Source organism: Streptomyces sp. NPDC057287 (assembly GCF_042667905.1).
Lineage (GTDB): Bacteria > Actinomycetota > Actinomycetes > Streptomycetales > Streptomycetaceae > Streptomyces.
Window position 1 is genome coordinate 218,607 of sequence record NZ_JBHUYV010000001.1, and the last position, 22,639, is coordinate 241,245.

18 protein-coding genes are annotated in these 22,639 nt (G+C 70.6%); 3 read left to right on the plus strand and 15 right to left on the minus strand.

From position 1 onward, the window contains the following. The first annotated feature begins 234 nt into the window (after positions 1–234). Both ACFUNE_RS01040 and rfbC read left to right on the plus strand, forming a co-directional pair. Positions 235–2,250 carry a glycosyltransferase family 2 protein gene (locus tag ACFUNE_RS01040; RefSeq protein WP_383560854.1) on the plus strand — a complete coding sequence of 672 codons (2,016 nt, stop codon included), beginning with the start codon at positions 235–237 and terminating at the stop codon, positions 2,248–2,250. A gap of 55 nt (positions 2,251–2,305) precedes the next feature. After that, entirely contained in the window at positions 2,306–2,905 is a 600-nt protein-coding gene (gene rfbC / locus ACFUNE_RS01045; RefSeq protein WP_383560856.1) for a dTDP-4-dehydrorhamnose 3,5-epimerase, read from the plus strand. A 71-nt stretch (positions 2,906–2,976) separates the two neighbouring features. Here rfbC and ACFUNE_RS01050 read toward each other — a convergent pair whose 3' ends face one another. From ACFUNE_RS01050 to rplU, 10 genes are all read right to left on the minus strand, one after another. After that, on the minus strand, positions 2,977–3,771 hold the full coding sequence (locus tag ACFUNE_RS01050) for a class I SAM-dependent methyltransferase (RefSeq protein WP_383561663.1): 795 nt from the start codon (positions 3,769–3,771) through the stop codon (positions 2,977–2,979). 191 nt (positions 3,772–3,962) lie between these two features. Further along, a complete protein-coding gene (gene rfbD, locus ACFUNE_RS01055) occupies positions 3,963–4,847 on the minus strand; it encodes a dTDP-4-dehydrorhamnose reductase (protein ID WP_383560858.1) in 885 nt (294 codons plus the stop codon). Further along, positions 4,844–5,830, minus strand: coding sequence for a dTDP-glucose 4,6-dehydratase (gene rfbB, locus ACFUNE_RS01060; protein WP_383560859.1), 987 nt, complete (start codon positions 5,828–5,830; stop codon positions 4,844–4,846). Before rfbB ends, rfbD begins: the two co-directional genes overlap by 4 nt. Then, positions 5,827–6,894 (minus strand): glucose-1-phosphate thymidylyltransferase, encoded by a 1,068-nt coding sequence (locus ACFUNE_RS01065; protein ID WP_383560861.1) that lies wholly within the window; start codon positions 6,892–6,894, stop codon positions 5,827–5,829. Before ACFUNE_RS01065 ends, rfbB begins: the two co-directional genes overlap by 4 nt. Before the next feature lie 143 nt (positions 6,895–7,037). After that, positions 7,038–8,276 carry a glycosyltransferase family 2 protein gene (locus ACFUNE_RS01070; protein WP_383561665.1) on the minus strand — a complete coding sequence of 413 codons (1,239 nt, stop codon included), beginning with the start codon at positions 8,274–8,276 and terminating at the stop codon, positions 7,038–7,040. A gap of 255 nt (positions 8,277–8,531) precedes the next feature. Further along, positions 8,532–10,637, minus strand: coding sequence for a hypothetical protein (locus tag ACFUNE_RS01075; RefSeq protein WP_383560863.1), 2,106 nt, complete (start codon positions 10,635–10,637; stop codon positions 8,532–8,534). A 227-nt stretch (positions 10,638–10,864) separates the two neighbouring features. Next, the gene (locus ACFUNE_RS01080; RefSeq protein ID WP_383560865.1) at positions 10,865–12,364 is read right to left on the minus strand and encodes an SDR family NAD(P)-dependent oxidoreductase; all 1,500 of its coding nucleotides are present in this window, start codon (positions 12,362–12,364) and stop codon (positions 10,865–10,867) included. 281 nt (positions 12,365–12,645) lie between these two features. Continuing rightward, positions 12,646–14,082: a GTPase ObgE gene (obgE, locus tag ACFUNE_RS01085; protein WP_383560867.1), complete on the minus strand. Its 1,437-nt coding sequence runs from the start codon at positions 14,080–14,082 to the stop codon at positions 12,646–12,648. Between the two features lie 141 nt (positions 14,083–14,223). Beyond that, positions 14,224–14,481 (minus strand): 50S ribosomal protein L27, encoded by a 258-nt coding sequence (rpmA, locus tag ACFUNE_RS01090; RefSeq protein WP_014045902.1) that lies wholly within the window; start codon positions 14,479–14,481, stop codon positions 14,224–14,226. Positions 14,482–14,495: 14 nt separating this feature from the next. Further along, complete coding sequence (rplU, locus tag ACFUNE_RS01095; protein WP_015577124.1) at positions 14,496–14,816, minus strand: 50S ribosomal protein L21; 321 nt, start codon at positions 14,814–14,816, stop codon at positions 14,496–14,498. A 372-nt stretch (positions 14,817–15,188) separates the two neighbouring features. Between rplU and ACFUNE_RS01100 the strand changes: the two genes are divergently transcribed. After that, positions 15,189–15,800: an acyltransferase gene (locus ACFUNE_RS01100; protein WP_383560870.1), complete on the plus strand. Its 612-nt coding sequence runs from the start codon at positions 15,189–15,191 to the stop codon at positions 15,798–15,800. 75 nt (positions 15,801–15,875) lie between these two features. Here ACFUNE_RS01100 and ACFUNE_RS01105 read toward each other — a convergent pair whose 3' ends face one another. From ACFUNE_RS01105 to ACFUNE_RS01125, 5 genes are read right to left on the minus strand one after another with little or no spacing between them, the layout of a single operon-like run. Next, positions 15,876–17,159 carry a nucleotide sugar dehydrogenase gene (locus ACFUNE_RS01105; RefSeq protein WP_383560872.1) on the minus strand — a complete coding sequence of 428 codons (1,284 nt, stop codon included), beginning with the start codon at positions 17,157–17,159 and terminating at the stop codon, positions 15,876–15,878. After that, complete coding sequence (locus ACFUNE_RS01110; protein ID WP_383560874.1) at positions 17,156–18,784, minus strand: glycosyltransferase family 2 protein; 1,629 nt, start codon at positions 18,782–18,784, stop codon at positions 17,156–17,158. Before ACFUNE_RS01110 ends, ACFUNE_RS01105 begins: the two co-directional genes overlap by 4 nt. Further along, a complete protein-coding gene (locus ACFUNE_RS01115) occupies positions 18,781–20,358 on the minus strand; it encodes a glycosyltransferase family 4 protein (protein ID WP_383560876.1) in 1,578 nt (525 codons plus the stop codon). The genes ACFUNE_RS01110 and ACFUNE_RS01115 overlap by 4 nt, the downstream gene beginning before the upstream one ends. Continuing rightward, positions 20,348–21,367 (minus strand): Gfo/Idh/MocA family protein, encoded by a 1,020-nt coding sequence (locus ACFUNE_RS01120; RefSeq protein WP_383560878.1) that lies wholly within the window; start codon positions 21,365–21,367, stop codon positions 20,348–20,350. Before ACFUNE_RS01120 ends, ACFUNE_RS01115 begins: the two co-directional genes overlap by 11 nt. Further along, positions 21,364–22,482: a DegT/DnrJ/EryC1/StrS family aminotransferase gene (locus tag ACFUNE_RS01125; protein ID WP_383560880.1), complete on the minus strand. Its 1,119-nt coding sequence runs from the start codon at positions 22,480–22,482 to the stop codon at positions 21,364–21,366. The genes ACFUNE_RS01120 and ACFUNE_RS01125 overlap by 4 nt, the downstream gene beginning before the upstream one ends. Positions 22,483–22,639: the final 157 nt, after the last annotated feature.

A 22,639-nucleotide genomic window follows, 5' to 3' on the forward strand; every position in this document is an offset into this window, starting at 1 on the left:
GGGATGTCGAGGGGCCGGGAGGCCCTGCCGGTGGCCGGAAGCGATCGGCCATCCGCCCCGGCCGGTCGGCCCAAGGCACCCTACCGCCAGACCCGGATCCGAACTGTTCGATCCCGTGCAAGCGCTAGAGTGCATGCGGGCGGCAGCCCCCCGTGTTCGAAGTCGGCCGCCGGTCCCAACCCCCACCTTGTCGTCCATGGTTCTCAGAGATGGGGCACAGTCGTGTCAGTCAAAGTGAGTGTCGTTATCCCGGTCTACAACCCGGGCAAATACATCGATCCTTGCATCGATTCCCTGCTCTGCCAGACCCTCCCCGCGGACGAGTTCGAAGTCGTCTTCGTGAACGACGGGTCGACGGACGACACCCGCGATCGGCTGGAGAAGCTGGCCACCCAGCACTCCCATTTCCGGGTGATCACCATTCCGAATTCGGGATGGCCCGGAAAGCCTCGCAACATCGGGGTCGCGGAGGCCGCCGGCGAGTACGTGCAGTTCGTGGACCAGGACGACTACCTCGCCCCCGAGGCGCTGCAGCGCCTGTACGCGATGGGCCACCGGAACGGCTCGGACATCGTCATCGGCAAGGTGGCCAGCAACTTCCGCGGCGTCCCGCACGGCGTCTTCAAGAAGTCGCGCGAGAAATGCACCCTGCGCGACGCCCCGCTGTACGACAGCCTGACCCCGCACAAGATGTTCCGCACGGAGTTCCTCCGCGAGAACGGGATCGCCTACCCGGAGGGGAAGCGGCGTCTCGAGGACCAGCTCTACATGATGCAGGCCTACTTCCCCGCGAAGGTCGTCTCCATCCTCGGCAATTACACCTGTTACCACTACTCGAAGCGCGACGACGGGAAGAACGCCGGATCGGCGAGGATCGTCCCGTCCGGTTACTACGGGAATCTCCGTGAAGTGCTCGACGTGGTCGTCGAGAACACCGAGCCCGGGGAGTTCCGCGACCTCCTCCTCCGCCGTTTCTACCGCGTGGAGATGCTGAGCCGTCTCAGCGAACCCGCCGTCCTCAAGTACACGCCCGAGTTCCTCGACGAGATGTGCGACGCCGTCGAGGACGTGGCCAAGGACTTCATGGACGACGGTGTCCACGACGGTCTCGGCCCGGTCCAGCGGCTGCGGTCGACGCTTCTGCGCAACGACGACCGGCAGGGGCTCCTGCGCCTCGCCCGGTTCGCCGCGTCCGTCAAGGCGGCCGCGCGGCTGGAGGAATTCGCCTGGCAGCCGGACGGCCGGATCGCCGTGGCCGTCAGCGGCCGCCTCGTGCACGGTGACGACAAGGCGCCGCTGCGGCTGCTCAGCCGCGAGGGCCGCTACTACCTCCACCCCGACTTCACGGACGGGCTGATGCCCGAGGGCGAGCTCCTGGACGTCACCGACGACATCGGCGGCTACACGGCGGAGATCTCGCTGCGCAACCGGGAGACGGCCGTCGAATGGCCGTGCCCCTCGAAGTTCACGGCCGAGGTCGAGGACCTCGGCGACGGTGTCTGCGAGGTCGTCCTGCGCGGCTCCGGCACCGTCTCCTCGGAGCGCGTCAAGGGGCGCGGCCCCGTGTCGCGCGGCTTCTGGGACGTGTGGGTCCCGCTGCGGGGCCTCGGGCTGGTGCGCAAGGCCCGGCTCGGTGCCGACCGCGGCGAGCAGGTGGACGCGGCCTGCCTGCCCGCCTCGCTGGGGTCCCCGGCCCGATCCGTGATCCCCTACTTCACCGAGCCGCACGGCAACCTCACGCTCGACGTCGCCCGTCGCAGCAAGAAGCTGGCCACCTACCTCGAGACGCGGCCCGTCCTGCTGGTCCCGTCCGGCCGGCCCGAACTCAGGCTGGACCTCCTCACGGGCGAGGGCACCGCCCCCTCGACGGTGCAGCTGACGCTGAGCTCGTCCTCCGCGTCGCACACCCTGCCCGCGGTGCTGCGGCCCCTGGAGGGGCGCGCCCACCTGCCTCTGCCCACCGAGGCGCCGAAGGTACCGTCCGGCTCCTGGAAGCTCTCCGTCCACCTGGACGGGGCGAAGAACGCCCCGCTCGCCCTCTTCGACGTCACCGTCGGCCCGCGCGGACGGATCACGCTGCCGACCGGGCTGCCCGAGGCCGACCCGGAGCTCACCCGCAGGGTGTCCGCACAGCAGCGGAAGACGATCATCCGCCGTGCGCTGCGCCGGGTCGGCGGTCCGATCGCCCGCAGGCTGCCCAGCGGGGCGCGCAAGCGCGCACGCCGACTCGCCGCACGGATCGTCGGCTGATCTCGCGCCCGAGCCAGAGAACCAGCACCATCACCAGTACAAGGACGTGATCGACATGCGGCAGCTCTCCATCGCCGGGGCCCTGGTCCACGAACCGAAGGTCTTCCCGGACAGCCGCGGCAGTTTCCACGAGTGGTTCCAGGCCCCGTCCTTCGCCGAGGGCGCCGGACACCGGCTGCGGCTCGAACAGGCCAACTGCAGCGTGTCCAGCCTCGGCACGCTGCGCGGGATCCACTTCGCCGACGTACCGCCGAGCCAGGCCAAGTACGTCAAATGCGTCCGCGGCGCCGTGCTCGACGTCATCGTGGACATCCGCGTCGGTTCACCGACGTACAAGCAGTGGGAAGCGGTGCGGCTCGACGACGTCGACCACCGGTCGGTGTACCTCGCGGAGGGCCTCGGCCACGCCTTCATGGCGCTGACGGACGACGCGACCGTCGTCTACCTCTGCTCGGAGGGCTACTCCCCCGGCCGCGAGCACGGCATCAACCCGCTCGACCCGGAGCTGGGCATCGAGTGGCCCGCCGACGTCGCCCCGCTGCTCTCCGACAAGGACGCGGCGGCTCCCACCCTGGCCGAGGCCGAGGCGCAGGGCCTCCTGCCCTCCTACGAGGACTGCCTGGCTCACTACGCCGAGCTGAGCGCCCGCGGCTGAGCCCGCGGGTCCGAGCACGAAGCCCCTGACCGTCCTCGACGGTCAGGGGCTTTCACGTGGGCGGTGCCGGATCAGGCCGTGACCCTCTCCACGCTCCTGCGCAGCGGGGCGAACGCGGAGCGGGGGCGCCGGAGGTTGCGCGCCCGCGCGAGGGCCGGCCAGATGTCCGAGCCGAGGAGCACCTCGGGCTTGACCGCGTTCTTGCGGACGAGCACCTCGTCCGGCACGTTCTGCGGGTCCGGTACGACGTACTCCTCGAGGATCTTGTCGTAGGCGTTCTTCAGGACCCGGCTCTCGGGGTCGGCGCCGAGGACCACCAGGACGCCGGTGGGCTCGGTGTCCACCTCGATGACCAGCAGGTCGGGGCGGAAGCGGCGCAGCACCTGGGCCACCTTGTAGACGTCCCCGGTCCAGAACTGGGTGTGGCGGTCCCTGGCGGCCTCGTCGACGTCCCGCGGGAGCATGTCGTCCAGGACGATCACGCTCGACCAGCGGGAGTGCCGCTCGACGTTCATGAAGTCGCGCAGGGCGTACTCGAAGAGGTGCATGCCGTCGATGAAGGAGAGTTCCAGCTTGGGGTCCGCGCCGAGGAGGTTCAGCGGATCCCGCCGGGCGAGAGCACGGAACGGGTTCCGGCCGTTGCGCAGGTGCAGCAGCGGGTCCTTGCGGGCGAAGAAGTCGTCACTCGTCGCCCGCACGAGGTGGACGTCGCAGCTGATGTCCGTCACCACGCGGAAGGCCGGGTCGATGGCGACGGAGGGCACCCTGGAGAGGGCCAGGCTCCGGCCGTCGTTGACTCCGATCTCCAGGTAGTTCCGGGGACGGTAGACACGGTGCAGAGACCGGAGGAACTCATGGCGGTTCACGTGGAGCAGCCCTTCGACAGGGACCATCTGGCCAGGTTTTCGAGCAAGCTATCCCATCAATGTGTCGCACGGGAGCCTTTCCGCGCGACAGCTCCCCGGGGTACGGAAGATGACGTCCGGGTACGGCGACGGCCGGGGCCTTCCCCTCGTGGGAAGGCCCCGGCCGTCGCCGCTGTCGCCACCGCGGAGGCTCAGGGCCGTTCCGCGGCGAGCAGCGCCGGGAAGGCCTCGCCGAGCGCGGAACGCCAGTCGCGGACCGGCTCGATCCCGGCCTCCTTCCAGCGGTCGTGCCCCAGCACGCTGAACGAGGGCCGGCGGGCGGGCCGCACGAAGGCTTCGCTGGTCGTGGGGCGGACCCGCTCCGGGTCGGCGCCCAGCAGCCGGAAGATCTCCCTGGTGAGCCCGAACCAGGTCGTGTCGCCGGCGCTGGTGCCGTGGTAGACACCGGCGGGAGCGGTACCGGCGAGAGCGCCCTGTCCGAGCAGGACCAGCCGGTCGGCGAGGTCCGTGGTCCAGGTCGGTTGCCCGCGCTGGTCGTCCACCACGTCGAGGGTGTCCTTGACCCCCTCCAGCTTGATCATCGTCCGGACGAAGTTCCCGCCGCCCGCGCCGTAGAGCCAGGCCGTCCGGACGACGTATCCGCTGTCCGGCAGGGTGCCGAGCACCGCGCGCTCCCCGGCCAGCTTGGTCCGGCCGTACGCGCTGCGCGGCCCTGTGGGGGCGTCCTCCGGGTAGGGCTGTCCGGCGTCGCCGGCGAAGACGTAGTCCGTGGAGACCTGCAGGAGCACGGCGCCGTACTCCCGGCACGCTCCGGCGAGGACCGCGGGACCCGTGCCGTTGACGCGCAGCGCGGCTTCCTCGTCCGTCTCGGCGTCGTCGACGGCCGTCCAGGCGGCGCAGTTGACGACCACCGCGGGGCGGTGCTGTTCGAAGGCGGCGAGGACCGAGGCCCGGTCGGCGATGTCCACGGCGTCACGGCCCGCGGCCACGGCGGGGATGCCCGCGCCTGCGAGACGGGCCAGGACGTCCTGGCCCAGCATCCCGCCGGCTCCGGTGACGAGCCAGACCGCGCTCACAGCGCGGCCCGGCTCTTCAGCGGTTCCCACCAGGCACGGTTGTCGCGGTACCACTGCACGGTCTCGGCGAGGCCGGTGGCGAAGTCCTTGCGGGGTTCGTAGCCGAGCTCCTCGCGGATCTTCGTGCAGTCGACCGAGTAGCGGCGGTCGTGGCCCTTGCGGTCCTCGACGTAGGTGACGCTGGTCTCCCAGTCGGCGCCGCAGGCTTCCAGGAGCAGCCCGGTCAGCTCCTTGTTGGAGAGCTCGGTGCCACCGCCGATGTTGTAGACCTCGCCCGCGCGGCCCTTCGTGCGGACGAGCTCGATGCCCTGCACGTGGTCGTCGATGTGCAGCCAGTCGCGCACGTTGGCGCCGTCGCCGTACAGCGGCACGGTCCCGCCGTCCAGGAGGTTGGTGACGAAGAGCGGGATGACCTTCTCGGGGAAGTGGTGGTGCCCGTAGTTGTTGGAGCAGCGGGTCACCCGCACGTCGAGACCGTGCGTGCGGTGGTACGAGAGGGCGATCAGGTCGCTGGAGGCCTTGGCCGAGGAATACGGCGAGTTGGGTTCCAGCGGGTGCGTCTCGGGCCAGGAGCCCTCGTCGATCGACCCGTAGACCTCGTCGGTCGAGATGTGCACGAAGGTCCTGACGCCGGCCAGGTGCGCGGCGTGGATCAGGGTGTGCGTGCCCACGACGTTCGTACGGACGAACTCGGCGCCGCCGTCGATGGAGCGGTCCACGTGGGACTCGGCCGCGAAGTGCACCACCTGGTCGTGCTCGGCCATCAGCTTGCCGACCAGCTCGGCGTCACAGATGCCACCCTGCACGAAGGCGAAGCCCGGGTGGTCACGGACCTCGTCGAGGTTGGCGGGGTTGCCCGCGTACGTGAGCTTGTCGAGGACCGTGACCGCGACGTCGCCCGGCCCCTGGGGGCCCAGCACGGTACGGACGTAGTGGGAGCCGATGAATCCGGCCCCGCCGGTCACCAGGATGTTGGTCGTCATGAAGAGATCTGCACCTTGCTGTGGTCGCCGAGCACGAGTCGGTGGGCGGAGGGGTTGCGGGGCGCGGGGGTCACCTCGACGTCCCGGCCGATGAGCGAGGCCTCGACCCGGCGCACTCCGGAGATGGACGCGCCGCGCAGGACGATGGAGTACTCGATCTCGCTGTCCTCGATCCGGCACCCCTCCGAGACCGAGGTGAACGGGCCGACGTAGGAGTCGCTGATGACCGCGTCGGCTCCGATGATCACCGGGCCGACGATGCGGCTGCTGGTGACGCGTGCCCCCGCCTCGATCCGCACCCGTCCGATGATCTCGCTGCTCTCGTCGACCGTTCCCTCCGTGGAGGGCTTCAGGGTCTCCAGGACGGAGCGGTTGACCTCCAGCATGTCGGTGACGTTGCCGGTGTCCTTCCAGTACCCGGAGATGGTCGTGGAGCGGACGTCGCGCCGCTGGTCGATCAGCCACTGGATCGCGTGGGTGATCTCCAGCTCGCCGCGCCAGGACGGCTCGATCGAGCGCACGGCCTCGTGGACGGCCGGGGTGAAGAGGTAGACGCCGACGAGCGCCAGGTCGCTCTTCGGTTCCTTCGGCTTCTCCTCGAGGGAGGCCACCCGGCCCTCGGCGTCGAGTTCCGCGACACCGAAGGCCGTGGGGTTGGGCACCTTCGTCAGCAGGATCTGGGCCTCGGGGCGGTCCTGGCGGAACTCCTCGACCAGCCCGGCGATACCTCCGACGATGAAGTTGTCACCGAGGTACATGACGAAGTCGTCGTCCCCCAGGAAGTCGCGTGCGATGAGCACCGCGTGGGCGAGGCCCCGGGGCTCGTCCTGCGGGATGTACGTGACGTCGATGCCGAGGGCGGAGCCGTCACCGACCGCCTCCCGGATCTCCGGCGCGGTGTCCCCGACGATGATGCCGACGTCGGTGATCCCGGCCTCGGCGATGGCTTCGAGGCCGTAGAAGAGGACCGGCTTGTTCGCCACCGGAACCAGCTGCTTGGCCGACGTGTGCGTGATGGGGCGAAGGCGGGTGCCCGCCCCACCGGAGAGTACGAGAGCCTTCACGTTGATCCTGCTCCGATGATATGCCGGTCGTGTGAGAGAACTTGAATATATTGTGCGAGTTTATCCCCGCGCATCCCGACGCCCCGTCACCAGGCGCCCGCAGCGCCCGCGAACAGCCCCTCCGGTGTACGGCGGCCCGGGTCTCAGCCGACGCTCAGGCGGGCGCGCCAGCCACGGGCGCTCCTGCGCAGCCACCGCGCGGCGCGTCTCGTCGTGGACGACTGCTGCCGCGCCGCCTTCGCCGCGGCCTTCGGCCTCATGACCCGGTCCGCGCCGTGCCAGTCGGGCACGGTGACCTGGTAGTCCGCGTCCGGGAGTCCGGCGGCCCCGTCCCGGAAGTGGGGGTAGGCGAGGAAGAGCTTGTCGCCCCTGTCCGAGCGGACCAGGTCGGGGACCTTCTTGGCCCGGAGGAACGTCAGCACGTCCACCAGCAGGTCGAGGCGGCCGTGTGCGACGCAGGCGAGTCTCAGCCGCTCGGCCACCTTGATCCGGCGGGCCACGCCGTTCGTCCAGTAGCTCCGCATCAGAGGAGCCGCGAGCTCCATCTTGTGCCGCTGCTCGTCCGCCGACTGCTTCAGGAGACCGGGGCCGAACTGCTGGAGCATTCCGACCGTGAAGGGCCTCACCATGAGGCTGTCGCGCTTGGAGCCGGCCGGCTCCAGCCTGTGTATGAGCGCCATCATCGCTTCCATCGCGTCGAAGCGCAGGGTGTAACTGCCCCGCTTGGTGGCGTGCTTGCCGTCGTCGCGTCCCACGAGGTGGTAGCAGGTGTAGTCGGCGATCACGGAGACGCCCGCACCGCGCAGGTACGCCTCCATCGTGAAGAGGGCGTCCTCCCCCGTCTCGAGCCCCTCGTCGAAGCGCAGGCCGATGCGCTCCAGCAGTTCACGGCGGAAGAGCTTCTGTGCGCTGAGCGTGTAGATGACCTTGGACCGGTGCACGTCGACGCGCTCCTCGGTCCGTCCCCACATCGACTTGGGCGCCCCCCTGTTGACGCCGACCACCTTGCCGAGCACCACATCGGTGCCGGCTCGGTCGCCCATCGCGACCATTCGCTCCAGGGCCTCTTCGCCGAAGTAGTCGTCCGCGTCGAGGAAGAAGACGTACCGGCCGCGCGCGAGGCCCAGGCCGACGTTGCGGGGGCCGCTGGGGCCGCCGGAGTTCTCCTGGCGGACGACGCGCATCTCGATGGCGGTCCGGGCCGCGAACTCCTCCAGGTACTCCCCCGTGCCGTCGGTCGACCCGTCGTCGACGGCCACGATCTCCATGCGCCCGGCCGGAAGCGTCTGCGCCTCTACGGACTCCAGGCAGCGGATCAGGTACGGCATCGCCTCGTAGGCGCCGATGATCACGGTCACGTCTGGTGCGGTGGTGGTGCCCATCTCTCCCCAGTTCACACATAAGCGTACTAATCGGGAGAAATGACGGAACCGTGGGATGCCCCCCGCTCCGGGCACAGGCACGCCGAACGGCCCGTACGTTCCCCTCCCTCAGGAGGAGACGGACGGGCCGTTCGGTGGGTTGCGTCGCGATTCGGACGAATTTCGAACAACGGGAAGACGGCTGGATCACACCTGCTCGTCATCTCCGCATCCGGTCGGTCCGGTCACGTCGGCTGTCTGCCGGTCACAGCGCGCTCAGCGGATGGCCGAGGGGCCGGCGCCGATCTCCGCATCGGCGTCGGGCGCGTCGGGCACGTCCGGGTCGACCGCGGCGTCCGCCTCGGCGATGATCTCGGCCGTGCCGTCGCCCGCACCGCTGGTCTCCGCCTCGGCGTCGGGCAGGGGCGCGGGGGGCTGCTGGCCGCCCACACGCTGCGCGACGCCCGCGTTGCGGATCTCGGCCTTGGCCGTGAGCGCCAGGACCGCGGCGTTGAACTGCTCCATGGAGGTCGGCTCGTCCGGACCCAGCAGATACGTCTTCAGCTCGTGGCGCGCCTCGGCCAGCGGGTCCGCCGCCGGATCGGCGACGGCTCCCAGCAGCTCGTCGATCTCCGCGGCGCCGTTGGAGAGGATGACGGCCGCCCTCACGGCGGTGTTGTGGCGCTTGAACTCCTCCGCGCCGAGCCCGGCCGAGTCCGTGACCGCGTACGGCTTCCCGCTCGCGATGAAGTCGGACACCACACTGGAGATGTCCGAGACCATGGCGTCGGACTCGTTGAAGCAGTCGTACAGCTTCGGCTGCGAGCCGGTCACCGTGATGTGCTCCCACCAGCCGAAGGAACGCCAGTAGGCGTCGTTCCACTCGGCCCGCAGGGTGTCGATCTCGGCCTGGCGGGCCGGATCTGCGAGCGAGAGCCGGGACTCCTCCGACTCGTCGCTCCCGGCACGGCCGGGCTTCGCAAGCTCCGCCAGACGGGCCTCGATGCGGACCAGCTCCGCCTTCGCCGCACTCTGCCCGGCAGCGGCGGCGGCGGCCTCCTTCACCCATCGGGGGTCGGCGGCGCGCGCCTGCGCGGCGGCGGCGATCAGGCTCTTGATCTTCGCGTTGACGGCCTTGGCCTTGGCGCTGCGGATACCGGTGAAGGGGTGCGGCTTGTAGATGACCCGGACCGGGCTGTCCGCCGTCAGCAGACGGCGGACGATGTTCTCACCGGCCAGGAGCAGCGAGGTGTTGCCGGGGTTGTCGTCCCAGCCCTCCCAGGTGGGGGCGTACAGCACCGTCGGGACGGGGTTCTTCGTGGCTCCGGCCCAGCTCCTGATCGGCGCCAGCTGCGGCCGGCCGACCTCGACGATGTCCTCGTCGCGGACACCGACATCGGCCAGGGCGTAGCGGTCACGGCCCGCGCGCCCGGCCGTCCACACCTCGTCGTAGACCTTGGAGTACGGGTTGACGCTGGCCAGCTTGTCGCTGTCGCCGTGGCCGATGAAGACGTGCTTCATGGTCGGGACGCGCAGCATGTGGATGTTCTTGCCGACGTTGGCCGGATACAGGCACACGCGGACGGTGGAGAGGTCCAGGTTCATCAGGTGGGTGCCGGCCGGCACGCAGACGACGGGCACGGACGTGTCCGCGAGCTGCGACACCAGGTTGCGCTCGCGCATGACGATGAGCGGGCGCCCTTCGACGGCCGCCATCGTGTCCAGCCACATGTTGCCCTGGTAGGCGGACTCGCTGGAGCCGGAGAAGTAGAGCACGACGGTCGGCTGGTACTCGCCGAGCCAGGTGTCCAGGGCCTTCAGCACGGCGGGGGCCGAGGGCGCCTGCCGGTTCCGGCGCAGGTACGGGACGAGCAGGGCGTTGTAACCGAGGGCCAGCAGCAGCGTCACGGCGGCGCCGATGTACCCGAAGAGGTCCTCGCCCGTGCCCGCGGCGATCAGGACGCCCGCAACCGCGGGGAGGTCGAGGTGGAGCATCTTCTCGCTGGCCCGGTGCAGCAGCGCGCGCGGCGGGCCGTCCGGGATGCGGACGGAGTGCAGGTCCACGTTCCGGGTGACGATCGGCAGGCTGCGGCGGAGCCGGATCAGCGTCGTCAGCGCGCCGTGCGGAGCCTGCAGGCCGTAGAAGAGGAGGAAGCACGCGACGGCCGCGAAGAAGAGCGGCTCCTGGGCGAGGTCCAGCCGGGCCAGGAGCAGGATGATCATCAGCTGGCGGAGCAGGAAGCGGATGGAGAGTCCCGCCCGCACCTTTCCGAGCCGGTTGACCAGATAGCTGCCGCGCTGGTGCAGGTACCAGTCCGCGATGTACGTGACAGCCGTGGCCGCCGCGAAGAACCAGATATCGGGGAGAAGAGCGGCGATCATGACGCAGGGATAACCCAGCATCATCAGTATCGCTGCCGCCAATTCTGACCGACTGCCCACACGGGCCAGGCGGATGGCTGTCGAGATCACGAAGAACCTGCTCCAGGGGGTGCCGGTTGATTCACGTATTGAGGGAAATGTGAAGATGCGGCTTCACGCATAACGGGCCTCCGCAATCACCTTTCAGTGATTACAGAGGCCCGCAAAAGAACATTTGTCAAGAATTATTACACATCTTCTTGACGGTCCAGCACCGAGGCCAGGGCCTGCTCGAATCCCGAGGCCTCGGTGACATCACGCGTGGGGTCCTGCTGCCGCACGTCGATGACGTGGCCCGTCATCGCGGACAGGAGGACGTCGAGCGAGGTGCGCGCCACGGCCTCGGAGGAGAGCAGCGAGCCGTCCGGCTCCTGGCCGAACGCCTTCGTCCGCATGGGGGTCGCGGTGCGCTCCGGGTTCACACAGTTGACCCTGACGCCCTCGCCCGCCCACTCGTCGGCCAGCGCCTGGGTGAGGTTCACCATCGCGGCCTTGGTGGAGGAGTAGAGGCTGTACTCGGCACGGCCCCGGGTGTAGCTGCTGGAGGTGTACAGCAGCAACTGGCCCTGGGTCTCGGCCAGGTACTTGTACGAGGCGCGGGCGATCTGCACCGGCGCCAGGTAGTTGACGTTCAGCGCTTCCTGGATCGTCGCGGTGTCCGTCTCCGCCAGCTTGCCGATGCGCAGCACGCCCGCGGTGTTGATGACGTAGTCGATGCGGCCGGTCTCGGCGTAGGCCTTGGACAGCGCGTCGTCGATGTGCTCCGGGTTCTCCACGTGCGTACCCGTGGTGGAGCGGCCCAGCGCGTAGACGCTCGCGCCGTACTGCTCGGCCAGCGTGGCGATGTCGGCGCCGATGCCGTACGAACCGCCGAAGACGACCAGGGTCTTGCCCGAGAGCAGCTCGCGGTAGGCGGCCTCGTCGGCCTGGCGGGGCGCCGCGGTGGAGGCCAGCTGGAAGAGCTTGTCGGTGATGAAGACGTCGACCGGCTGGGTCACCTTCATGTTGTACTCGTCGCCCGCGACCACGTAGATCGGCACGTCGGGGAGGTACCGCAGGACGACCGAGCAGTCGTCGGTGGCCTGGAAGTTCGGGTCGCCGGCCGCGACCTCGTACGCCTTGCGGATCGTGGACAGCTTGAACGCCTGCGGGGTCTGGCCGCGGCGCAGCCGGGACCGGTCCGGGACGTCGGTGATGAACTCGCCGTCCTCGCCGTGGGTGCGGGTCACGATGATCGTGTCGGCGGACGGGATGGCGACGTCGACCGCCTGGTAGCGGTCGAGGGCGTCGACGCAGTCCTTGATGACACGCTGCGACAGGAGCGGGCGGACCGCGTCGTGGAAGAGGACGTTGCGGTCCTCGCCCTCGGCGAGTCCCTCCCCGAGGGCCGAGATGGCACGCTCGGTGGTCTCGTTCCGGGTGCTGCCACCCTCGATGACCTTGGTGACCTTGGTCAGCCCGGCCTTGGCGACGATCTTCTCGATGTCGGGCACGAAGCCCGGCGCCATGAGCACGATGACATCGTCGATGCCCTCGGCGTTCTGGAAGATGGTCAGCGTGTGCTCGATGACTGCCTTACCGGCGATCTTCAGCAGCTGCTTGGGGATCGACAGGCCCACACGTTGGCCGGTCCCACCGGCGAGCACGACCGCTGTGGTCCGGGGCTTGGCTTCATGCGGCACAGACACAGACGACCTACCTTGCGATGACAGGGGGGAACAGTGTGATGGTCGCACTCTCCGCGACCGTCTCGCAAGGCGGACGTTTACCGGCGCTCGCCCCTGGGAAACCCGCAGTTCACCGCCTGGCCAGGCAGATTGGCCTCCGCGGGGCCGCGACCCGCAGTGACGGACTCCACAGATGTGTGACGCAATCTCCACATGAGCGGCCGCAGCAGGCTCGCCACCTGGCAGTTCTCCCCTGAAGAAAGGGGCGCCCCCGCGGTGCGGGGGCGCCCGGGAGACCGGCCCTAGAAGGGGTCGAACTCGTCGTACTCGCGCTGCGCGTCGTCACGCTCGGAATCACGCTCACGGCGGCGCTGCGCGGCAGGGCGGGGAGCCTCCATGCGGTGGTCCTCACCACGGCGGCCCAGCATCTCGGCACCGGCGGCCATGGTCGGCTCCCAGTCGAAGACGACCGCGTTGTCCTCGGGGCCGATGGCCACGCCGTCGCCGGCCTGGGCGCCCGCCTTGCGGAGCGCGTCCTCGACTCCGAGGCGGTTGAGCCGGTCGGCGAGGTAGCCGACGGCCTCGTCGTTGTTGAAGTCGGTCTGGCGGATCCAGCGCTCGGGCTTCTCGCCGCGCACGCGGTAGATGCCCTCGTCGTCCCTGTTGACCGTGAAGCCCGCGTCGTCGACGGCCTTCGGGCGGATGACGACCCGGGTCGACTCCTCCTTCGGCTTGCTCGCACGCGCCTCGGCGATGATCCCGGCGAGGGCGTACGAGAGCTCGTTGAGGCCCTTGTGCGCGATGGCCGAGACCTCGAAGACGCGGTAGCCGCGCGCCTCCAGGTCCGGGCGGATCATGTCGGCGAGGTCCTGGCCGTCCGGGATGTCGACCTTGTTGAGGGCGACGATGCGCGGGCGGTTCTCGAGGCCGCCGTACAGCCGCAGCTCCTCCTCGATCATGTCGAGGTCGGAGACGGGGTCGCGGTCCGACTCGAGCGTCGCGGTGTCCAGGACGTGCACGAGGACGGAGCAGCGCTCGACGTGCCGCAGGAACTCCAGGCCGAGGCCCTTGCCCTGGCTGGCACCCGGGATGAGGCCGGGGACGTCCGCGATGGTGTAGACGGTCGAGCCCGCGGTGACGACGCCGAGGTTGGGGACGAGCGTCGTGAACGGGTAGTCCGCGATCTTCGGCTTGGCCGCGGAGAGCACGGAGATCAGCGAGGACTTCCCGGCGCTCGGGTAGCCGACGAGCGCGACGTCGGCGACGGTCTTGAGCTCCAGGACGATGTCCCGGCTCTCACCCGGCTCGCCGAGCAGCGCGAAGCCGGGGGCCTTGCGGCGGGCCGAGGCCAGCGCGGCGTTGCCGAGGCCGCCGCGGCCGCCCTGGCCCGCGACGAAGGTGGTGCCCTGGCCGACGAGGTCCGCGAGGACGTTTCCGGCCTTGTCGAGCACGACGGTGCCGTCCGGGACCGGCAGCACCAGGTCCTGGCCGTCCTTGCCGGAACGGTTGTCACCGGCGCCGGGCTGGCCGTTCGTGGCCTTGCGGTGAGGGTGGTGGTGGTAGTCCAGCAGCGTGGTCACGGCCTGCTCGACGACGAGAATGACATCGCCGCCGCGTCCGCCGTTGCCCCCGTCGGGGCCGCCCAGCGGCTTGAACTTCTCACGGTGTACGGAGGCCACGCCGTGGCCTCCGTTACCCGCGGCGGCATGCAGCTCGACGCGGTCCACGAAGGTGGTCATGGGTGGGTGCCTCCAGGTACTGCGGAAAAATACGGGAATGTCTCTTGACGTAACGCGCCGAGGGCGGACCCGCTTCCCCGTTTACCGGGAAAGCTGAGATCCGCCCTCGGAAGGTGCTGTGTCGTTCAGCCGTTGCCTGACTCAGGCAGCGACGGGAACGATGTTCACGACCTTGCGGCCACGGTGCGTACCGAACTCCACCGCACCGGCGGTCAGCGCGAACAGCGTGTCGTCGCCGCCACGGCCGACGCCCGTGCCCGGGTGGAAGTGGGTACCGCGCTGGCGGACCAGGATCTCACCGGCGTTGACGGCCTGACCGCCGAAGCGCTTCACGCCGAGCCGCTGAGCATTGGAATCGCGCCCGTTCCGAGTGGAGGATGCGCCCTTCTTATGTGCCATGTCTCCTCAGTCCCTTACTTCGCAGCCGCGGGGATACCGGTGACCTTGATCGCCGTGTACTGCTGGCGGTGACCCTGGCGACGGCGGTAACCCGTCTTGTTCTTGTAGCGAAGGATGTCGATCTTCGCGCCCTTGTGGTGGTCCACGATCTCGGCCTGGACCTTGATGCCGTCCAGCACCCACGGGTCGCTGGTCACGGCGTCGCCGTCGACAACGAGCAGGGTCGAGAGCTCGACCGTGTCGCCAACCTTGGCGGTGGAAATCTTGTCAACCTCAACGATGTCGCCGACAGCAACCTTGTGCTGGCGACCACCGCTGCGCACGATGGCGTACACGCGGATCTCTCTCTCACTCGGAACGGATCCCCTGAAGCCAGCCGCCCGCGCGGGCCGGGGCCCACGACAGTCCGGAAGGATGAGCGGCCTCCCCCGGGGACGAATCACCGGGAGGGATGTGCTCAGGGGTAGGCGCACAGAACCACGCCGAGGGTCAAGGCTACGGGGCGGACCGCAGGGGGTCAAACCGGGTCTCCCCCCGCCGCCTCCACCCCGACGCGCGCCCCGGGCTTCGCGCCGGACCGTCGCTCCGGCCCGGAATTCCACGGCACCCGGAGGGACTCGTTCCGCCCGCACGGCGGCCGGTCACGGAGCTCACGGGCGGGCGACCGTACGCTTTTGTCCCGGTCCGCTCCCCGAAAGGTGCCACAGGTGAACTACAGGGTCCAGCCCACCGCACAGGTCGACGCGAGTGCCGAGATCGGGGACGGCACCAGCGTCTGGGAGCTCGCCCAGATCCGTGAGGGCGCCCGGCTCGGCGAGGGCTGCGTGATCGGCCGCGGCGCCTACGTGGGCACGGACGTGCGGATCGGCGACAACGTCAAGGTGCAGAACTACGCCCTGGTCTACGAACCGGCCGAACTCGGCGACGGTGTCTTCGTCGGCCCCGCCGTGGTCCTCACCAACGACCGCAACCCGCGCTCCGTCGACCCGGAGGGCAGGCAGAAGCGGGGCGGGGACTGGGAGGCCGTGGGCGTGAAGGTGGCCGAGGGCGCCTCGCTCGGCGCACGGTCCGTGTGTGTCGCACCCGTACGGATCGGCCGCTGGGCCATGGTCGCGGCGGGGGCCGTGGTGACCGGGGACGTCCCCGACTTCGGCCTGGTCGTGGGGGTGCCGGCCCGTCGGATCGGCTGGGTGGGGCGCAGTGGCGTCAAGCTCGTCGCGCGGGCGGACGAACCGGGGGTCTGGGAGTGCCCGCGGACCGGCGCGCTGTACGACGAGTCCGGCGGGGTGCTCACGGAGCGGGCCTCCCTGGCGCTCTGACGCGCGGGAGGCCCACGGCGCTCACTCCCCGGCACGGCTGATCCCGGCCGGCGCCCCGGCCCTCCGGCCGGCGGGTCAGCCGCCGATGACCACCCGGCGCACGCCCGCCCACCGGGCCGGGTCCGTCGTACGGCGGCCGTCGACGAGGACGCGGACGTCCGGCAGGCTGTCCGCGGACAGCTCGCGGTACTCGGGGTGGTCGGTCTGCAGGATGGCCGCGGTGACGGCCTGGTTCTCGTGCGGGACCAGCCCCTGGGACCTCAGCTCCTCGGGGCCGTACAGGGGGTCGGAGACGAAGGGCACCGCGCCGCGCTCCCGGAGCGCCTCGACCACGCCGAAGACACCGGAGAACGCGGTCTCCTTGACGCCGCCGCGGTAGGCGGCGCCCAGCACGAGGACCCCGACGTCGTGCAGGTCGCCGTAGGCGGCGGCAAGCAGGTCGACGGCGTAACGGGGCATCGCGGCGTTGGCCTCGCGGGCCGCCCGGACGACGGTCGCCTCGGGGTCGTTCCACAGGTACATCCGCGGGTAGACCGGGATGCAGTGGCCGCCGACGGCGATGCCGGGCCGGTGGATGTGGCTGTAGGGCTGGCTGTTGCAGGCGTCGATGACCTGCTCGACGTCGATGTCGTGCAGGTCGGCGAAGCGGGCGAACTGGTTGGCCAGACCGATGTTGACGTCCCGGTAGGTGGTCTCGGCGAGCTTCGCCATCTCGGAGGCCTCCGCCGTACCGAGGTCCCAGACGCCGTTGGGGCGGGGCAGGTCGTCGCGCTCGTCGAAGTCGAGCACGGCCTCGTAGAACTCGACGCCGCGCAGCGTCGACGCCTCGTCGATGCCGCCGACCAGCTTGGGGTAGCGGCGCAGGTCGGCGAAGACGCGCCCGGTCAGGACCCGCTCCGGGGAGAAGACGAGGGCGAAGTCGCGCCCCGGTGCGAGACCGGAACCTTCCGCGAGCATCGGCGCCCAGCGGGTGCGGGTGGTGCCGACCGGCAGGGTGGTCTCGTAGCTGACCAGGGTGCCGGGGCGCAGACCGGCGGCGACGGCCTTCGTCGCGGCGTCCATCCAGCCGAAGTCCGGGGTGCCCTCGCCGTCCACGAAGAGCGGGACGACGATCACGACGGCGTCGGACGCCGCGACCGCGGCCGTGGTGTCCGTCGTCGCGGAGAGCAGGCCCGCGCCGACCGCCTCCTTGAGCTCGGCGGCCAGGTCGTGCTCGCCCGGGAACGGCTCGGCGGCGGCGTTCACCAGGCCGACGACCCTCTCGTCGACGTCCGCGCCGATGACGGTGTGGCCCTTGGCGGCGAACTGCACGGCCAGCGGGAGCCCGATCTTGCCCAGTGCGACTACGCAGATGTTCATCGGCTTCGCTTCCTCTTCGGTCTCAACAGCCTCCGGAGCCTGGTACCCGGTCCGTGCCGGGGCTCCACCAGCGGAGCTGTCGTGATCACGAGCCGGCCCTTGGTGTTCGGACGCGCGGCGACGCGGTAGGGATCGGCCTCGCCCCACCGTCGGGCCAGCGGCATGGGCCGCCCCTCGGTCCGTACGGGGATCTCGTAGGCCGACCCGGCGACGTCGACGTAGACGCGGACTCCCTTCGTGGCCCGGACGGCGGGGACCGGGACGCGGGCGCGCACCTGCGTGCCGTGCCCGTCGGCGGCCGCCACCGCGGTGAGGTCGCCGGGTGCCGGAGGGCGCCCGTCCTCCCCCCGCAGCCTGCGGGCGCCCGGCCGGTCCGCGCTCGGCGGCATGGCCCCCTGCACCAGGGCGACCGCCGCCGAGGACACGTCCCCGGTGACACCGAGCCGCAGCCGCACGGTGAGCAGGAGGTCCGCCCCCAGCTGCTCCCAGTCGGCCGACTCGAATCGCGTACCCGCCGCGAGCCGGCCGGCGACCGTCTCGCCGAGGACCTCGTAGTAGCGGTCGTCCAGCCCCACCGCGGGGTCCCGGAAGCCCGGGTAGGCGGCGAAGGCCCGGTCGCCCTCCAGCAGGAAGGGCGGGGCTCCGTGTTCGGCCTCGTCCGTGATGGCCCTGCTCAGGGCCTCCACGGCCCCGCGCCGGGCCAGACCGAAGCGGACCCGGCGTCTCACTCCCGTACTGTCGCGCAGCGCATCGGTGTAGTACGCGTCGAGCAGCACGGAGAGCCCGGCGCACAGCTGCCGGCGGGTCTCGACGCCGAGTGCGGGGAAGTCCGTCAGCAGGAGCTTGGAGAGTTCCCAGGCGAAGTGGCGTGCGAAGAGCGCGTCCCGTCGCGGGCCGGGCGGGACGAGGCCCGCGGCGTGGTCCATGATCCGCGTGGTGCAGCGCAGCCGTGCCAGGTGGTCGGCACGGTAGGTGATGTTGCTCGCGTCGCCTCGCTTCACCGCGTAGTAGCAGGTGTAGTCGGCGAGCACCGAGATCCTTCGGGCCCGCACGCACGCCTCGATGGTGAACGGCTGGTCGCTGCCGACCGGCAGGTCCTCCGGGAAGCGCAGGTGGTGCTTCTCCACCAGCTCACGTCTGAACAGCTTGGTGTTCGCCAGCGTGAAGGGCAGAGGTGAGTGGTAGAGGCTGATGTCGGGGGCGTTCTCCGTGTACAGCTTCTGGTGCACGTACCGTCCGTTGACGCCGACCATCCTGCCCGCGACGACGTCCGACTCGTGCGTGTCCGCGTAGGCGACCAGCCGCTCCAGGGCCTCTTCGCCGAGGTAGTCGTCGGAGCCGACGAAGTAGACGAAGCGCCCGGTGGCCCTGTCGAGCGCGCGGTTGCTGGGGGCGGCGGGGCCGCCCGAGTTGGGCTGGCGCAGCACCGTCACCACGCCCGGGTACCGCTCGGCGAACCGGTCGAGTTCGCCGGCGCTGCCGTCCGTGGAGCCGTCGTCGACCGCGATCACTTCGAGGCGTTCCAGCCCGATGCTCTGCCCCATCAGGGAGTTCAGGCACTCGGTCAGGTAGGGCATCGTGTTGTACACGGCCACTATCACGGTGACGTCGGGGCACGCCGTCATGACGTCACCGGGGCCATCCGTCCGCCCACCGGGGTGCGCACACCCTCGACGAGCCGGGAGTACACGCCGTCGAGGACCGCCGCCTGCGCCTCCCAGGTCCATTCCGTGAGCATGCCCGGCCGGTCGTAGGCGTCCCGGTACCGCTGCCGGTCGGCGAGGACCGCTGTCACCGCCCGCGCGTAGTCCGCGACGTCCTCGGCCGTGAAGACCTCGCCCTGTCCCGTGGTGGCGACCGTCGCGCCCATGGTCCGGACGTCGCTGACGACGAGGGGGAGCCGCGCGTGCGAGTACTCGAAGAACTTGGTGATCAGGGCGATCTCGTGGTTCGGCCAGTGGTGGATCGGGATGACGCCGACGTCCGCCGCGGCGAGGTGGCGGACCACCTGGTCGTGGGGCACGTACGGCAGGACGTGCACACGGTCCGCCACGGCGAGTGCGGCCGCTCGCGCCCTGAGTGCGTGCATGTAGGGCGAATCGCCGCGCGGGACGACGAACGCGACGTGTGTGCCCGGGAGGTGCGGCAGGGCCTCGACCATGATGTCGAGCCCCCGCTGCGGAGCCGCGGAGCCGCTGTAGACCGCCAGCGGCACCTCGGGACCGATGCCGCACAGCGCCCGCAGGTCGGGGACGGGCTCGGCCGCCCGGTCCTCGGGAACCAGGGCGTCGGGGGCGTTGAGCACCACCTCCGGCAGGGTGCCCAGCCCGTGGTGCTCGGCCAGCATCTGCGCGAGGGTGGCCGACACCGTCGTGACGGCGTCCGCGTACTTCGCGTGTTCCCGCTCGTGGGCGCACTGGGCGACGTGCCAGCGGGGATGCGGGTTCCAGGGTTTGATGCCGGGGAGGTACTCGTGCGCGTCCCACACCAGCCTCACGGTGCGGCCCCTGGCCTCGGCCCGTAGCTTGGCACGAGCGCCCACACCGAGCATCCGGAAGTCGTTCGCGTGGATCAGGTCGGGTTCGAGGCGGTCGATGACCTTCCCGTAGGCGAGCTCCAGGTCCCACAGACCGGGGTCGAGCCGGCGCCAGGCCCTCTCCCCCATCGCCCGGACCCAGAAGGCCGTGGTGAACCGGTCGAGCGGGGTGTCCATGTCCTTGCGGCGACGCTCCAGCGCGGCGGTGTGCCGGGCCCGGAGCCGGACCCACTTGCCCATGCCCCGCGACAGCAGCCGCGTCGGCAGCAGCCGGGTGCGTGCGAGGGCGGACCCGCTCCGCCCGGTCTCGATGACCTGGAGGTTGAGCTCGGCGCGCCACGCCTTCATCCGCTGCTTGCGGTACTCGGCCAGTGGACCCGGCGGGTAGGCGAGCGGCGCGCGGAGCACCGCCCTTCGGTACTCGTGGCGGCGCCGGTGCAGGGGCGTGGGGACCGGCAGCAGACGCACCCGGGCCTCCCCCAGCCGCCAGCTCCTCGCCTTCCTGTCGGGCGATTTGCCCAGGAGCACCACGTCCCAGCCGGCCGCCGCGGCGGACCGGGCCTCCTTCTGCACCCGGGAGTCGCCCTTCACGCCGTTCTCGACCAGCATGACGATCTTCCCGCGGCGGGCGCGGGGCTCCTCGGCCGGAGTGTCAGGCACCATGGCCGGCCTCCTCCTGCGCCTCGAAGACCACCGTGCGGCCGCTCCGGGCCGAGTCGAGCAGGGAGGCGGCCACCTCCACGGTGCGCAGTCCCTGGCGCAGCGTGCAGATGTCGGAGGAGATCCCCTGCACGGCGTCCCGGAAGAGTTCGTGTTCGACGAGCAGTGGCTCACGCTTGGGTATCGCGTAGCGGACCATGTCGCCCTCGGAGACCCCGCGGAACGCGCGCAGGGCCTCCCACTCGGTGGCGACCGAGGCGTTCGAGTAGAACGTCAGGTCGGCGGTCAGGGTGTCGGCGACGAGGCAGCCCCGCTCACCGGTGACCGAGGTGAACCGCTCCTTGAGCGGACTCAGCCAGTTGACGAGGTGGTTGACCATCGTCCCGTCGGAGAGCCGGCCCACCGCGCTCACCATGTCCTCGTACGGGCGGCCCGACTTCGACACGGTGTGGGCCGCGATGGACACGTAGCACCGGCCGGTCGTCCAGGCCGTCAGGTCGATGTCGTGGGTGGCCAGGTCCTTGACCACGCCGACGTCGGCGATGCGGTGCGGGTAGGGACCCTGGCGCCGGGTCACCACCTGGTAGACGTCGCCGAGTTCGCCCGCCTCCAGGCGGCTGCGGAGCGAACGCAGGGCGGGGTTGCACCGCTCGATGTGACCGACGCCCGCGACCAGGTCCTGTGACTCGAAGGCGTGCACGAGACGCAGGGCGCCCTCGACGGTGTCCGCGAGCGGCTTCTCGACGAGCACGCAGACCCCGGCCGCGGCCAGTTGCAGGCCGACCTCCTCGTGCAGTCCCGTCGGGCAGGCCACGACGGCGTAGTCGATGCCCAGCGCCAGGAGGTCCTCGACACCCGGCATGACGGGTGCTCCCTGGGCCCAGCCGTTCTTGTCGCCCAGCGGGTCGACGACACCGACCAGCTCGACACCCTCCAGGGCTACGAGAACACGGGCGTGGTGGCGGCCCATGGAGCCGAGGCCTATCAGGCCGGCCCGCAGTCCTGCGTTCACAGGATCACCTCCAGAGCGTTGACGGCGGCGGCCACGCGCTTCAGGTCCTCCGGCGTCAGGGACGGGTGCACGGGGAGCGAGACGACCTCGGCGGCGGCCCGTTCGGTCTCGGGGAGGTCCCAGATCCGGCCGGCCTTCTGGTCCGGCTCCCAGTAGGGCTTGAGCCGGTGGATCGGCGTCGGGTAGTAGACCGCGTGGCCGATGCCCGCCTCGCCGAGGGACGCCGTCGCGGCGTCCCGGGCACCGGGGACGCGCACGGTGTACTGGTGGTAGACGTGCCGGGCCCCCTCGGCGACCGGCGGCGTGGTGACGCCCGGCACGGTGATGTGCGAGTCGAGGAAGGCGGCGTTGGCCCGGCGCTGTTCCGTCCAGGCCCCGATCCTGCCGAGCTGCACGCGGCCGACCGCGGCGGAGACGTCCGTCATCCGCATGTTGGCACCGATGATCTCGTTGGCGTAGCGCTGCTCCATGCCCTGGTTGCGCAGCAGCCGCAGCGTGCGGGCCAGCCCGGCGTCGGCCGTGGTGACCATGCCGCCCTCGAGGGAGTGCATGTTCTTGGTCGGGTAGAAGCTGAAGGCGCCGCCCGCGCCGAACGCGCCGACCGGGGTCCCGTTCAGCGCCGCGGCGTGCGCCTGGCAGGCGTCTTCGACCACGGCGATCCGGTGCCTGTCGGCGACGCGCATGAGCCGGTCCATCGCCGCCGGATGACCGTAGAGGTGCACCGGCATGACCGCGGCGGTGCGCGGCGTGATCGCGGCTTCCACCGCCGCCGGGTCGAGAGCGAAGCTCTCCGGCTCGATGTCCGCGAAGACCACGTCCGCGCCGGTCAGCCGTACCGCGTTGGCGGACGCCGCGAAGGAGAACGAGGGGACGATCACCTCGTCTCCCCGGCCGATGCCCAGGGCGAGGAGGAGCAGGTGCAGGGCCGAGGTGCCGGAGTTGACCGCGACGCAGTGCCGCCCGCCCACCAGGCCGGAGAAGTCCTCCTCGAAGGCGGCGACCTCGGGGCCCTGCACGACGCGACCGCTGCGCATCACACGGACCACGGCCGCGATCTCGGCCTCTCCGATGAAGGGGCCGGCGGCGGGAACCGGCTGCTCGCTGATGCTCGTCATCGACGCCTCCTTGACGAGTGCGCCGATCGCGCGCTCCTCGGCCTGCCACACCAGGGGTGCATCGAATCATGACACACCGGACATATGTGCGCAGGAGTGAGGCTCCTCGGCCGTCCGGGGCACGGCAGCCGCCACAACGCACGTGTCCCGCCCCGAA

Coding starts and splice junctions, on each gene's coding strand:
- ACFUNE_RS01070 (WP_383561665.1), bottom strand. CDS start 8,276: ATGGGCACCACCACCGCACCAGACGTGACCGTGATCATCGGCGCCTAC.
- ACFUNE_RS01115 (WP_383560876.1), bottom strand. CDS start 20,358: ATGGTGCCTGACACTCCGGCCGAGGAGCCCCGCGCCCGCCGCGGGAAG.
- ACFUNE_RS01110 (WP_383560874.1), bottom strand. CDS start 18,784: ATGACGGCGTGCCCCGACGTCACCGTGATAGTGGCCGTGTACAACACG.
- obgE (WP_383560867.1), bottom strand. CDS start 14,082: ATGACCACCTTCGTGGACCGCGTCGAGCTGCATGCCGCCGCGGGTAAC.
- ACFUNE_RS01105 (WP_383560872.1), bottom strand. CDS start 17,159: ATGAACATCTGCGTAGTCGCACTGGGCAAGATCGGGCTCCCGCTGGCC.
- rpmA (WP_014045902.1), bottom strand. CDS start 14,481: ATGGCACATAAGAAGGGCGCATCCTCCACTCGGAACGGGCGCGATTCC.
- ACFUNE_RS01125 (WP_383560880.1), bottom strand. CDS start 22,482: ATGACGAGCATCAGCGAGCAGCCGGTTCCCGCCGCCGGCCCCTTCATC.
- ACFUNE_RS01075 (WP_383560863.1), bottom strand. CDS start 10,637: ATGATCGCCGCTCTTCTCCCCGATATCTGGTTCTTCGCGGCGGCCACG.
- rfbB (WP_383560859.1), bottom strand. CDS start 5,830: ATGACGACCAACATCCTGGTGACCGGCGGGGCCGGATTCATCGGCTCC.
- rfbC (WP_383560856.1), top strand. CDS start 2,306: ATGCGGCAGCTCTCCATCGCCGGGGCCCTGGTCCACGAACCGAAGGTC.